General features: G+C 43.2%; 12 protein-coding genes. 7 read left to right on the plus strand and 5 right to left on the minus strand.

The window, feature by feature from the left end:
• Positions 1-8: 8 nt before the first annotated feature.
• The 3 genes from GS399_RS04045 to GS399_RS04055 all read left to right on the plus strand — a co-directional run bounded on the left by GS399_RS04045 (position 9) and on the right by GS399_RS04055 (position 1,890).
• Positions 9-800: a nucleotidyltransferase domain-containing protein gene (locus GS399_RS04045; RefSeq protein ID WP_160843314.1), complete on the plus strand. Its 792-nt coding sequence runs from the start codon at positions 9-11 to the stop codon at positions 798-800.
• Between the two features lie 102 nt (positions 801-902).
• Positions 903-1,388, plus strand: coding sequence for an SRPBCC family protein (locus GS399_RS04050; protein WP_160843315.1), 486 nt, complete (start codon positions 903-905; stop codon positions 1,386-1,388).
• A 64-nt stretch (positions 1,389-1,452) separates the two neighbouring features.
• Entirely contained in the window at positions 1,453-1,890 is a 438-nt protein-coding gene (locus GS399_RS04055) for an SRPBCC family protein (RefSeq protein WP_160843316.1), read from the plus strand.
• A gap of 265 nt (positions 1,891-2,155) precedes the next feature.
• On the opposite strand, the gene GS399_RS04060 is transcribed toward GS399_RS04055, so the two are convergent.
• Positions 2,156-3,136 carry a GlxA family transcriptional regulator gene (locus GS399_RS04060; protein WP_160843317.1) on the minus strand — a complete coding sequence of 327 codons (981 nt, stop codon included), beginning with the start codon at positions 3,134-3,136 and terminating at the stop codon, positions 2,156-2,158.
• A 455-nt stretch (positions 3,137-3,591) separates the two neighbouring features.
• Here GS399_RS04060 and GS399_RS04065 point away from each other — a divergent pair, with 455 nt between their 5' ends.
• Positions 3,592-4,104, plus strand: coding sequence for a nuclear transport factor 2 family protein (locus GS399_RS04065; RefSeq protein ID WP_160843318.1), 513 nt, complete (start codon positions 3,592-3,594; stop codon positions 4,102-4,104).
• Positions 4,105-4,279: 175 nt separating this feature from the next.
• Entirely contained in the window at positions 4,280-4,588 is a 309-nt protein-coding gene (locus GS399_RS04070; protein WP_160843319.1) for a hypothetical protein, read from the plus strand.
• Here the strand turns inward: GS399_RS04070 and GS399_RS04075 are convergent.
• On the minus strand, positions 4,585-5,475 hold the full coding sequence (locus tag GS399_RS04075; protein WP_160843320.1) for a winged helix-turn-helix domain-containing protein: 891 nt from the start codon (positions 5,473-5,475) through the stop codon (positions 4,585-4,587). The genes GS399_RS04070 and GS399_RS04075 overlap by 4 nt on opposite strands.
• Positions 5,476-5,606: 131 nt before the next feature.
• Between GS399_RS04075 and GS399_RS04080 the strand changes: the two genes are divergently transcribed.
• Positions 5,607-6,206 (plus strand): YceI family protein, encoded by a 600-nt coding sequence (locus tag GS399_RS04080; protein ID WP_160843321.1) that lies wholly within the window; start codon positions 5,607-5,609, stop codon positions 6,204-6,206.
• 108 nt (positions 6,207-6,314) lie between these two features.
• The gene (locus GS399_RS04085) at positions 6,315-6,869 is read left to right on the plus strand and encodes a GNAT family N-acetyltransferase (RefSeq protein WP_160843322.1); all 555 of its coding nucleotides are present in this window, start codon (positions 6,315-6,317) and stop codon (positions 6,867-6,869) included.
• A 6-nt stretch (positions 6,870-6,875) separates the two neighbouring features.
• Here the strand turns inward: GS399_RS04085 and GS399_RS04090 are convergent, their stop codons facing one another.
• The 3 genes from GS399_RS04090 to GS399_RS04100 form a co-directional block, all read right to left on the minus strand.
• Positions 6,876-7,886 carry an aldo/keto reductase gene (locus GS399_RS04090; RefSeq protein ID WP_160843323.1) on the minus strand — a complete coding sequence of 337 codons (1,011 nt, stop codon included), beginning with the start codon at positions 7,884-7,886 and terminating at the stop codon, positions 6,876-6,878.
• Positions 7,887-8,223: 337 nt separating this feature from the next.
• On the minus strand, positions 8,224-11,439 hold the full coding sequence (locus GS399_RS04095) for an error-prone DNA polymerase (RefSeq protein WP_160843324.1): 3,216 nt from the start codon (positions 11,437-11,439) through the stop codon (positions 8,224-8,226).
• A gap of 6 nt (positions 11,440-11,445) precedes the next feature.
• On the minus strand, positions 11,446-12,945 hold the full coding sequence (locus GS399_RS04100) for a Y-family DNA polymerase (RefSeq protein ID WP_160843325.1): 1,500 nt from the start codon (positions 12,943-12,945) through the stop codon (positions 11,446-11,448).
• Positions 12,946-12,949: the final 4 nt, after the last annotated feature.

The raw sequence follows: 12,949 nt of genomic DNA on the forward strand, positions 1-12,949 counted from the left end.
TTTAATAAATGATACAATTTGACTTTGCAAGCAGGGCTAAAAATATTTTAGAGAACGACGACGATGTTGTCGGTTTGGCTGTCGCGGGTTCCTGGTTAACAAATGAACTGGACGAATTTTCGGATCTTGACTTAATTCTTGTCACCAGGCAAAAGGTTTCTGGCGATAAAGTTTTAATGCAAGCTTATGCAAAGCGGTTGGGTAATTTCTTATCGGGTTTTACAGGTGAACACGTTGGCGAGCCAAGACTGTTAATATGTCTTTTTGACAATCCGCTTTTGCATGTCGATATAAAATTTTTAACGATTGAAGAATTTCAAATCCGTATAGAAACACCAACATTGCTTCTTGACAAGAGCGGGCAACTTGCGAAGGCGATAAACTCATCAGCCGCTCAATTTCCTTATCCTGATTACCAATGGATTGAAGACCGTTTTTGGATTTGGATCCATTATGCGTTACTCAAAATCGGAAGGGGTGAGTACTTTGAAGCATATGACTTTTTTGGCTTCCTGAGAATGGTTGTTTTTGGCCCCTTGCTGCATATTAAAAACGGCAACTTGCCCCGCGGAGTTCGCAAAGTAGAAACTGCTTTGGCAGAAGAAGATTTAGAGATGCTTAAAATTACTATTCCAAATTATCAGAGGCAATCATTGCTTGACAGTTTAAAACATTGCATAGCTCTCTACCGCCAGTTAAGGAGAGATTTGTTTGATCAAGGGGTTGAAATACGGACCGGCGTTGAAGAAAGAGTGATCAAATATTTCGACGAGGTTGAGAAATGGAATACGGGCACTTAAATGTCTAAATCAACCAGTTAGAACGTCCACTTTGCACCCTGTCAATACCATTAAAACACCGTAGTTTTGATATAGAGGTATAAAAATAACAAACTAATAAAAATGACTACATCAGATTTTACCACCACTTTTCAGGTAGATCAAAGTCCTGAACAAGTATTCAAAGCCATCACCGATGTTCGCGGATGGTGGTCGGAGGAAATTGAAGGCGATACAAAAAATCTTAATGATGAATTTAAATATCATTATGAAGATGTACATCGCTGCAAAATGAGATTAACAGAAGTTGTTCCGTTCAAAAAAATCGTTTGGCTTGTCCTGGAAAACTATTTCAGCTTCACGAAAGACGATACGGAATGGACAGGAACAAAAGTGGTTTTTGAAATCACCGAAAAGGACGGTAAAACCCAGCTGAAATTCACTCATTACGGTCTAGTACCAGAATATGAATGCTACGAAGCATGCAGACAAGGATGGACTAACTATATACAGGAGAGTTTACAGAGCTTGATCACTACAGGGAAAGGCAAGCCTAACGCGACAAATAAACCTCAAACCGAATACGAAAAGAGCCTTAACCAAGGCTAACCGAGCGTTTTTACGTTTTTACATGTTGCCCGCCTTCAAACATAGCAATCTCATAATCCAAAAAATGGAAAGACAAGATTATTCAGTGAGCTTTTTAGCTGATCTTTCACCGGAGGAAGTGTTCAACAGTGTTAACAGCGTAACAAAATGGTGGACAAGGAACCTGGAAGGAAATTCGCAAAATCTGAATGATGAATTTACAGTCAGATTTGACGATATACACATGTCAAAACAAAAACTAACCGAGCTTATTCCCTACAAAAAAGTGGTCTGGCTTGTTACAGTCAGTAAACTTACGTTTGTAGACACTATGGACGAATGGACGAATACTAAAATCAGCTTTGACATTTCTGAACGCGAGAATAAAACGCAAGTCGATTTTACTCATCATGGTTTGGTCCCCGGTTTTGAATGTTATGACGGATGCAGCAAAGGGTGGGACTATTACATCAAGGGAAGCTTGTATAAACTACTGACGGAAGGAAAGGGAACTCCCGACTAATGAGAATTCTGGTTTCGGTGAGCTTTCTATATTTGAGGTTAGTTACAACTGATAAGGGTCTAATGGATCCGAATGTTTGAGAAGCTTAAAAGCAAATTTCCGCCAGGCGATAAAAAATGGAACGGCTATATAGAGCGTTTCAAACGTATAGAAGTGCTTGCTAAAACAATTCTCCTTAAATAAGGCGAAGGTCCAAAAAACTGTTTTGATGCAGCTAGATAGACCTTTACAAAATTATTTATTTGATCCTGGGATTTACTGATAATCAACCTGAGGTTTCTCTGTTATACTTTGCCTTGTAATCCAACGGAGACAAGCCGGTTATTTTTTTGAACACTTCGCGAAAAGCTTTGTCATCAGAATAGCCGACTTCATTCATCACTTCGAAAACGCTTTTTCTGCCCTTTTCCAAGGTTCTTTTTGCAACTTCCACTTTTACCCGCTGTAGATATTCCACCGGTGTGTTGCCGGTAGCTTTAATAAAACGCCGGTCGAAGTTGCGCCTGCTGGTTGCCAGCTTTGAGGCAAGGCTCTCAAATGAAATTTTCTCACTCAGATTTTCTTCGATATAGGTTTGCGCTTTACAGATCAAATCGTCGCCATGGTTTTTCTGCGTTTGAAAAACTAGAAATGGCGATTGTGATGATCGTTCAATATCAATCTGGAAAATTTTTGAACAATAAATTGCGGTATCCCGGTCAAAATATCTTTCAACCAAAAAAAGTATCAGGTTTAAAAATGAGTATGCACCTCCGTTTGTATACACACCGTTTTCAACTGTGATCAGTTTATCGATTTGGAGGTTAACGTTCGGAAATAACCGTCTGAAATCGCTTGCCGCGTTCCAATGAGTGGAACAGGTTTTTCCGTCCAATATACCGGCGTCAGCCAGTAAAAACGCACCGGTACAAATGCTTGCGATTTCCGCGCCGCTTTTATATTGTTCGCTGATCCAGCCGACCAGCTCTTTGTTCTCTTTAAGCACATTATCGTGATCGTAAGACAGCGATGGAATGATCACCAGATCGGTTTTCTCAATGTCCAGAATGCTTGAAGGATGGATCGAGAAAAAGCCCCGGTTTAGCTGCAGTTCTGACATGAAACCTGCTATTCGAACATCAATTTTAGGTTTGTTGCCCAGCTGTTGCCAATATTCATTGGCGGTGACAAGTATTTCATAAGAACCCGTCACGCTGCTTAGGTTCGTGGCGATTCCTTTCGGAACAACGATTGTTACGTGCTTCATACTAAATGAATTTACTCAAATATAATGGTTAGTGTTGTCCAAATCAACCCATTGAAAAGTCCATTTTACACCGTATGTTTTTTCGTTAGCCAGCACTTGGTTAGGTTTTTCAATAAAATTCAATGAATGAAGAAACTAAGACGCCTAACTATTGGGTTTAGAAAATTGCTTGTATTGCAGATAGATTGATGTTTTGGCAATGATTTAAAGGATTGGTAATGCATATCCATCGCAATAAGCTTTGAATTGACGACCCGTAGCGCCTCCGTTAGGGATAGTAGCGTATACCGGCCAGCGCCTAAGGCCTGAAGCCGTATGAGCGGATAGCCCGACCCGCAGGGAAACGGCCTAATGAATTCGTTGAAATCAATGATATGAAAAGCCAGCAAAGTCTTAATATTCAACTATTGCTACTTATTTTATAATTTTATTAGCAGAATCTACCACAGCAATTGATGAAATTAATAAGATACCTGTTTATTGTCCTTTTTTCTTCGCTGAGTTTCGTTTGCGTGGGACAACAGGGCGAGGAGCAGGATGTCGGGAAAACGATCGACCGGTTTTTGAGCTATCTATCATTTGCCGATACGGCTTCCTGGCAGATTGACCGGCTAAGCGACGTGTTTACAGAAGATGGCAAACTTGTTGCCAATTTCGGCAGAAAGCCGCTTGTATTTACGGTGTCCCAATATATTGAAAGTGTCCGGCGAAATGTTAAATCCGGGCAGGTACAAACATCCGCGGAAACAGAGCTGGCACGAAAAACCGATGTTTTTGGAAAGATCGCACAAGTGCTGAGCACGTATGAACTGACAATAACAGGTAAGGATGGAAAAGTAGTTAGACGAGGAATAAATGCGATACAGCTGATTAAACAGGATGGGAAATGGTTGATCGCGTCGTTAATCTGGGACCGGGAAAACGATACGCTTAAACTTCCTCAAAAATATCTAAGAGGGGCGGATTAACCCAGTCGAACTTCCGTTTCTTGCACAAACGTGATGACAATTACCCTGAAAGAAAGCTTATAGAACCAATTCCGAGTAAGTATCGGCATGCTGAATTTACCGGGCGAAATAAGCTTATTGGAAAAAAGAACGCTAAGAAAACAGGTGATGACTAAAAAATCTGAAATTTAATATCATGAAAATAGTACGAGTACAATACACAGTCAAACAGGATTTCGTTGCTAAAAACCTGCAAAACATTGCCGCCATCGTTGCGGAACTTAAACAGCTAAACAACCCGGGAATTAAATATGGCGCCTGGTTACTACCGGATGGCAAAACCTTTATGCATTTTGATCAGCTGGAAAGTGAGGAAGCCCATGGGATGCTTACATCCCTCGAATCATTTAAAAAATTTGACGCCGATCTTTGGTCGGGCCAATTAGAGACTGAGCCGGTTCTTGAACTGCTGACACTTGCCTCATCTACAGAAAAATATTTTTAACTGTTTGCATCGTAAACTCTTACAGCGGTTTCCAGCTTATAGCCCATGCCATGTATGTTTCTTAATTGAACAGATGAATCAGGTCCCAGCTTCTTTCTCAGTTTCGATATAAACACGTCCAAGCTTCGGCCGACAATTACGCCTTCATCTTCCCAGATTTCTTTTTGAAGCCTGTTTCGTTCTACAATGGTATCAACTGGATTTGCGAGGATCAGAAGCAGTTTGTTTTCTTTTACAGTAAGGCTGGTTCTTATTCCGGCCGCTGTAATTTGCCGCTTGCCTGGCTCGAACAATATATTGCCGATGTAGATGCCATCGAATTCACTCTCCGCCACATGTGTTTTGTTTTTTCGTGTTTTGACGGATCTGGTAACAATCAATCCGATAAAAGCGAGTAAAGGCAAGCTGCCGATCAAATATCCTTTCTGCGAACTGGTGATTCCGTCGTTCTCAAACTTTATATTGACCAGGTAACAGTTTTTGGCTTGTTCCCTGCCGGCGCAGGGGACAATGTTTTCGCTTTTGTTTCCAAGCATGGCATAGCCGAAAATGATGTCATTGCCCGAGCATTTTAAAACGTTGACAATGTATTTATCGGAAAGATTGTCTTTCGCCAACTCGCTGTCAATAATTTGAACAAGCGAAGCTGGTTGAAAGCTAAATTCATTTTCAAACCTTATCTGGTATTCGTTCGTAGCGAGTTTCCTGACAGGAAGAACCCGGGACGTGCTGTCTCTTGCCTGTAAAAGTATTTTGTGTCTTATTTCTCTGAAAAGTATTTCACGTTTCGCCAGTTCAAAATCATTATTTTTTTGCCAGCTGAACGCCACGCAAAACAATGAAATGCACAACAGGCATATGAGCCCCAGCGAATATTTAGTTCGCATAATGACGCTTGTTTGAGAAGGGTTCATATCCTGGTGATTAATTTACAAAGTTTACAATTTTATTTACAAAGTTTAGCCTAAGCAGCTCTGAAGGGATAATTACGTTTGCAGAAATCAACATCACGTAAGTCATGATAAAGAAATCCGTAATCGTTCTGGTGCTGGCTCTGCTTCAGTTTTCTTCTTATTCACAGCAAGTATATCGCCTTGACATCAAAAAAAGTAAAATTTTATGGAACACCCGTAATGCCATGGGAGCTCATCGAGGGTATTTATTATTCAATTCTGGCAGCTTAAATTATTCGGAAAAGAATGAACCGGTTACTGGTTCTTTTAGTATGAATATGAACAGTATCAGGTCGACCGATCACGCTGAGGCGGCAGACAATCAAGAGGTTGACAACGAATTAAGGACACCCGGTTTTTTAAACATAGATAAATATCCGGCAGCAACTATAAACGTCACACAAATTGTTCGCACCGGAGGCGATATTTATAAAGTAACGGACGACCTTATCATAAAAGGGATTACAAAACCCATTGAGTTTACGTCAAAAATAACTCAAAAAGGGACAATCATCCAGGCTGCAGCAGAACTCACAATTAACCGTTTAAAGTGGAACATCAATCTCCAGCCGGAAGCTAAATCATGGGATTTTTACGCCGCGATTAAAGATAAAATGATAGAGGGTGAGATACCTGTCACGCTGAATCTGGTATTGGTTAAGTAGATGGGTAATTACAGGTATATTTACCTGCTAGATGAATAGAAATCAGGAGTTGGTTATTTTTTTGCAGAAATTGGCTCGTCTGTTTTTTGACAAATACATGTGCTAACTATGACGCCCTTTATACTGTCGACCGAAAGGCTTGGTTTAAGAAAATGGCTTGAGTCGGATAATGAGCCATTTGTCAAAATGAATAAAGATCCAGCGGTAATGCAGTTTTTTCCAAAAACGCTGACGGATATTGAAACCGCAGAAATGATGCAACGGATCAACGAGCATTTCGACAAAAATGGATTTGGACTATTCGCCTTAGAAAATAAACAGACAAGGAAATTTATTGGCTTTACCGGACTCGCTATTCCTCGGTTTGAAGCATTTTTTACTCCTTGTGTCGAAATCGGATGGCGGTTAAAGAAAGAAGCCTGGGGACAAGGTTTCGCAACCGAGGCTGCTAAGGCTTGTTTAAATTATGGGTTTAATACTATAGGGCTCGACAAAATTGTTTCTTTTACTTCGGTGTTAAACATAAATTCAGAAAAAGTAATGAAGCGAATCGGCATGAGATACGTAACTGAATTCGAACACCCTAAAGTTGAAAAAAACAGTATTCTCAGCAAACATGTTTTGTATGAGATTAGCAGGTCCGGGTTTACTTTTAATAAATAAACCAAATTACTGGTCAATCATTTGCATACTGTTAGGATCATATCGTTCTCCTGTTGACGTACCGGGCGGAACGATGTTTTCCAGCCGTTCAAGCTCTTCGGAACTTAATACGATACTGGCTGCGGCGATATTCTGCTCCACATATTTTACTCTTTTGGTGCCCGGGATAGGAACAGCGCCTTTCGAGATTGTCCAGGCAATAGCCAGTTGTGTCGGAGTGATTCCTTTTTCGTCGGCCAGCTTTTTTATTTCATTTAAAAGATCGATATTCTTTTTGAAGTTTTCGCCCTGGAACCGTGGAATGCTGCGCCTGAAATCGTTTTCCTCAAAATCATCCGGGCTTTTAATATCCCCCGAAAGGAAGCCCCGGCCAAGCGGTGAATAAGCCACGAAACCAATGTTCAGTTCGTTTAAGGTTTTTGTTATGCCGGCTTCTTCCACACTTCTTTCAAACAGCGAGTACTCCGTTTGGACAGCAGTGAGAGGATAAACTTCGTGAGCTTTTTTTATGGTTGCAGATGAAACTTCAGAAAGTCCGATATAACTGATTTTGCCTTCTTTAATCAGTTGTGACATCGCTTCTACCGTTTCCTCAATAGGAGTATTGGGATCAAGGCGATGCAAGTAATATAAATCAATATGATCGGTTCCAAGGTTTTTAAGCGAACGTTGTATTGCTTTCTTTACGTAATCTTTCTTACCGTTGATGTTCCAGGTAAGCTGTTCGTTATCGTCAATCTCAAAACCAAATTTACTGGCGATGATGTATTTATCTCGATTGCCTTTAATCGCTTTCGCAATCAACTGTTCATTTTGCAAAGGGCCGTACAGATCGGCAGTGTCCAGGAAATTACCACCCAGCTCAAGCGAGCGATGAATCGTGGCAATAGACTCAGTTTCATCAGCCTTTCCGTAAATATCAGCGCCGGCAATCTGGGTCATTCCCATGCATCCCAACCCGATATTGGGTATTACCAAACCCTGGCTTCCTAACTTTACTTTTTTAATACTTTCCATAAGTGTTTTAATTAACGATACAAAGTTAGGCGGGCATACAATTTATAAAGTAGCCAGGATCCCTTTTTGTTGTATCCAAAATGGAATTAGATTAGAATTTATCGAGTTAACTTCTTTATTAAAATATTAGCTTAAGCGTACTTTAAAGTATCTTTATTAAATTATTAGAAAAGCAGGGCTGGCGTTCCATAGATACTTTCGTCCCGTGCTTCGCTCATACTTCACAAGGCCTTAACCGCAATGGCCGGTATCCGCTTTGCCCGGGTTTAATTCTCAGGGCCGGTGTTTCATAGGATCGCACTAAAGCGCAAAGAATATATTCATTGGCGGATTTGCTTCACATAAAATTCCTACCCTTATGAAACACGCCCTTAATCTTAGCGTCCTCCTGTTGCCCTTTATTCGAACCGATCGTTCCCGGTGAAGTTGTCTCATCACTTCGTGACATCCTGATCACAGGTAAATCTTCGTCTACAGCAGGAGTAAGGCCGGCTAATAGTTTAGTCAGATTGAAACAACGTGTTACCACCACGTGAATGACTTCACCTTCAACCTGCAGTTTTCCTTCTGCCATAAACAGCCTGGCCTGTAATATTTCTTTGCGGTATTGCTCGAAAACTTTCTCCCAAACCACCAGGTTGGCGAAGCCGGTTTCGTCTTCAATCGTTATAAAGAGAACGCCCTTTGCTGTGCCTGGCCTTTGCCGTACGGTGATCAGCCCGGCTAGCTTTACCGGATCGCCATTTTTTAAGGTGGGTAGATTGCCGGTGGGCGTTACACGCAGCATTTCAAGTTGATCGCGTACAAAACTTACCGGATGAGCTTTTAGCGATAGGCCGGTGAATGCATAATCCTGAACCACATGTTCGGCCTTCGTTATTAACGGCAGTGAAATCTGCATTTCCTGTGTGCTTTGTGATGGTTGCCCGGTAAATATTCCAATAGGCTTATCGCTCAGCGCGGGCACTTCCCATAATGCTTCACGGCGGTCCAGGTTTAACGAACGAAAAGCGTCCGCATCGGTCAACCTTTCAATGGCAGCCTGCGGAACTCCGGCATCGCTGAGCTGGGCAATGCTTTTATAGCCTGATCCGCGTTTTTCAACCAAAACCTGCATGTCGGCTTCATTCAAACCCTTAACCTGGCGGAAGCCTAAGCGTACAGTATGATATTTACCTTCTTTTTCTTCCATGGTATTATCCCAGGATGAATGATTAATGTCAACCGGCCGCATCACCACGCCATGCTTTTCGGCATCAATTACGATCTGTGCCGGTTGGTAAAAACCCATTGGCTGACTGTTCAGTAATGCCGCTGCAAATACATCCGGATAATGATATTTCAGCCAGCTCGAAATATAAACCAGGTGGGCGAAACTGGTGGCGTGACTTTCGGGGAAACCGTAGCTTCCAAAACCTTCCAGCTGCTTAAATATCCGTTTGGCGAAATCTTCCGTATATCCTTTGGCAGTCATGCCCGCTACCAGCTTTTGCTGAAACTGGCTTACTAAACCTTTCGCCTTGAAAGTGGCCATACTTCGGCGCAACTGATCCGCCTCTGCCGGTGTAAATCCGGCCGCTACAATGGCAATCTCCATCGCCTGCTCCTGGAACAGCGGCACGCCCAAGGTTCGGCCTAATATTTCTTTCAGCTCATCTGATGGATAGTCTACCGGATCAATTTTATCTCGCCGCCGTAAATAAGGATGCACCATATCACCTTGAATAGGGCCGGGGCGTACAATGGCGACTTCAATAACCAGGTCGTAGAACACTCTTGGCCTGAGTCGCGGAAGCATAGACATTTGCGCCCGGCTTTCGATCTGGAAAACACCCAATGTATCCGCATGACAGATCATTTCATATACTTCCGGATCGTCCTGCGGAACATTTTCTAAAGTGAGGGGCCGACCATAATGTTGCTTGACTAAATCAAAGCCTTTGCGGATGCAGGTGAGCATTCCCAGCGCCAGCACATCCACTTTCAAAATTCCGAGTGCTTCCAGGTCGTCCTTGTTCCATTCGAGCTGTGTGCGATCCTCCATCCGGGCGTTCATCACCGGGCATATATCAGAAAGCTTGCATTGCGTGATTACAAAGCCGCCGGTATGCTGTCCAAGCTGCCGTGGAAAGCCCATTAGTTGTTCAGTTAGCTCCAAAACTTTATGCAAATGCGGATCGTCCGGATTTAAACCCTGTTCGATAATACGTTGTCGATCGAATGCTTCTTCTGAAAAATCCCAGATGGCACCGGCTAAGCGCTTGATCGTATCCTCTGATAATCCCATCGCTTTTCCTACATCCCGTATCGCGCCTTTATGCCTTTCCTGAGTTACAGTAGCAACAATGCCTGCATGTTCCCGGCCGTAGGTTTTATAGATCCACTGGATAATCTCTTCACGGCGTTCATGTTCGAAATCGACGTCTACGTCGGGCCATTCATCACGGGCATCAGACATGAATCGCGAGAAAAGTAGTCTCGATTTAGTAGGATTGACCGGCGTAATACCCAGGCAAAAACAAACGGTGCAGTTAGCCGCCGAGCCACGGCCCTGGTATAAGATGCCGAGTTCTCTGGCTTTGCTGGTGTATTCGTAGATACGCAAAAAATAGGGCGCCAGTTTACGTCCTGCAAAAAAGGCAAGCTCAAAATCAATCTGCTCGTTAATCTTTTCGGTAATTTCTTCGCCAATCAACTTTTTAGCACCTTCCCAGGTAAGCTCTGCAAGGTGTTCATCCGCCGTCCGTCCATCGGGGCTAACCCATTCCGGTTCAAGGTATTTTAATGTATCCAATGAAAACCGGCAGGCTTCTGCGATTTCTTGCGTATTCTCAATAGCTTCAGGATATTGAAGAAACAGGCGCTCCATCTCATCGATTGATTTCAGATAGCGTTCGGCGTTAGCATGTAGCTTAAAGCCAACCTTGCTGATAGTACATTTTTCGCGGACACAGGTAACGATATCCTGCAATTCGCGGCGGAGAGGTTCGTGATAATGAACATCGTTAGTAGCTGCCATTGGAATATTGAATGAGGCAATCCTGTAAAGCCGTTTTGCGTCATTTCCATTGTACGAGCGGCTGGCAGCGATATATAGATTACTTCCTAAAACCTGGCGGTATTCTTGTAAATCCTGTTTAAATGAGTCATCAAAATCAAAATATTCATTTAACGATTCCGGCGGTATAACGATGAATTTTATATCTTCCGCATGGTCAAAGACATCATTTTTATATAAATCGCATTTACCTTTTTCGGTGCGTAGATTCCCTTTGCTTAATAAAGCACATAATCTTCCCCAGGCTGTAATGTCAGTAGGGTAAGCCAGCAGGCTTGGGCCGTCCAGTAAGTCAAGCCGGCAGGCAGGAATAAAATTTATACCCACGGATTTTGCCGCCTGATGAGCACGAACCACACCGGCCACACTGTTTCGGTCGGTGATCGCAATCGAGGTATATCCAAGAGCTGCCGCTTGTTCCACCAGTTCTTCGGGATGTGATCCGCCCCGCAAAAAACTGAAATTACTGGTTACCTGTAGCTCACTGTATTTCATCTCTTATCACGCAAAAAATCCATGAATGAACCACCGGGATGTTTCGTCCGAATAATGTCCCGAACGAAACAGCCAGTAGCGCCGGCCCTGTTCATCTTCTACATAGTAGTAATCACGGTGCTCGCCTTTATCCAGCCACCATTCACGTTCAATCCGTTCCGGGCCATCAGCTTTTTTTATATGATGAACCTCGTTTTTATAGCGAAACACCATCGGTGGATAATCTGGTATCGGAGCTGTTACATCAACTGGTTCGGGCCTTGGCAGGAGCTGAACCGGACGTGGCTTGTTGGTACGCCAGTTAATGGTGGACTTTTCCGCAACCGTAGAAGCAATTTTAAAAGATCGTTCCGGCCAATAATGTTCTGCTGGCAAATACCGGTGAATAGTATCCGAGCCAACTTTTCCGGAAATACGATCAAGCAATTCTGCCAGTGCCGTATCTTCCAATCCGGGATTGCCGGCCCACAAAACTTCCTGAACAATATCTGCGTCCTCAACTTTTGGTGCTGTTAACACAAATAACTCGATTCCCAAGGCTGGTTCAAGCTGAGGTATTTTCAGTTCGAATAGTTTGAAGATGTGCCGTATCGTACAGGTCGGGCGGTTGGTGCCGATCTCTGCCTGTATAATTTTTCCATCTACCCGGTAGCATTTTAAAATTGCTGTTCTTAATCCCTTGCCTTCTTCCGAAAGTCGTTTACACAACATTTCGAGCAGTCGATGTATGGCAAATTCAATTCCTGACGCTGTCCGGATTGGCTCGAGGCAGGGCAGGCGTTCCTCATAAGGTTCAACGGGCTGTAAAGGCTGAATAAATTCCGGTTCCTGGCCTAAAGCCTGGCTCAATCGCAGCACTAAATTATCGCCAAACCGCCTGCGTAAAACAGATCGTGGCATATTGATAAAACTGCTTATTTTATGTAAACCCAGTTTCTGCAGCCGCTGAATAATAGCAGGTTCCAACCGCAGGGATGCGGCGGGTAAAGAAAGCAACGCATTCACTTCATCGCCGCTTTTGATGATGGGAGTCAACTTTCCGAAACGGGAAACGGCCCAGGCAGTGCCAATTGTGTCAGCGATAGCTGCCCGGGCATCATAGCCTTTACTTCTCAGTCGATTAACAATTTCTTTAAGATACGCTCGTTCACCGCCCCAGAGATGCGCACAGCCACTAATATCAAGCATGAGGCCGTCGGGATGATCAATGGAAACAATGGGTGTATACCGGATGCACCATAAACCCAGTGCCTTCAGCAGTTTGGCGGCAAGCTGCGGCCGGTTGTCAAAAACTTTCAGCCCTGGAACGAAAGCTTTGGCATCGGCAGCGGCCATTCCTGCAAATACTCCCTGCAATTGAGCCGGTGGGCTGGCTGCAGCAACCATCATCCGGTTATGTTCGGGCATGACAAAAATAAAAGGTGTGCTTTTAAGGTCAGGCTGCCGGAGAGTTATCCAGTCTGTTGTCAAATGACGAAACCATATGGCGCAATAACGTTTTGACATGGTA

It is taken from the genome of Hufsiella arboris, assembly GCF_009834875.1.
Taxonomy (GTDB): Bacteria; Bacteroidota; Bacteroidia; order Sphingobacteriales; family Sphingobacteriaceae; genus Hufsiella_A; species Hufsiella_A arboris.

Bases quoted from the DNA above. Each gene is read 5' to 3' on its own strand.
- GS399_RS04045 (WP_160843314.1), top strand. From the start codon at position 9: ATGATACAATTTGACTTTGCAAGCAGGGCTAAAAATATTTTAGAGAAC.
- GS399_RS04050 (WP_160843315.1), top strand. From the start codon at position 903: ATGACTACATCAGATTTTACCACCACTTTTCAGGTAGATCAAAGTCCT.
- GS399_RS04055 (WP_160843316.1), top strand. From the start codon at position 1,453: ATGGAAAGACAAGATTATTCAGTGAGCTTTTTAGCTGATCTTTCACCG.
- GS399_RS04060 (WP_160843317.1), bottom strand. From the start codon at position 3,136: ATGAAGCACGTAACAATCGTTGTTCCGAAAGGAATCGCCACGAACCTA.
- GS399_RS04065 (WP_160843318.1), top strand. From the start codon at position 3,592: ATGAAATTAATAAGATACCTGTTTATTGTCCTTTTTTCTTCGCTGAGT.
- GS399_RS04070 (WP_160843319.1), top strand. From the start codon at position 4,280: ATGAAAATAGTACGAGTACAATACACAGTCAAACAGGATTTCGTTGCT.
- GS399_RS04075 (WP_160843320.1), bottom strand. From the start codon at position 5,475: ATGCGAACTAAATATTCGCTGGGGCTCATATGCCTGTTGTGCATTTCA.
- GS399_RS04080 (WP_160843321.1), top strand. From the start codon at position 5,607: ATGATAAAGAAATCCGTAATCGTTCTGGTGCTGGCTCTGCTTCAGTTT.
- GS399_RS04085 (WP_160843322.1), top strand. From the start codon at position 6,315: ATGACGCCCTTTATACTGTCGACCGAAAGGCTTGGTTTAAGAAAATGG.
- GS399_RS04090 (WP_160843323.1), bottom strand. From the start codon at position 7,886: ATGGAAAGTATTAAAAAAGTAAAGTTAGGAAGCCAGGGTTTGGTAATA.
- GS399_RS04095 (WP_160843324.1), bottom strand. From the start codon at position 11,439: ATGAAATACAGTGAGCTACAGGTAACCAGTAATTTCAGTTTTTTGCGG.
- GS399_RS04100 (WP_160843325.1), bottom strand. From the start codon at position 12,945: ATGTCAAAACGTTATTGCGCCATATGGTTTCGTCATTTGACAACAGAC.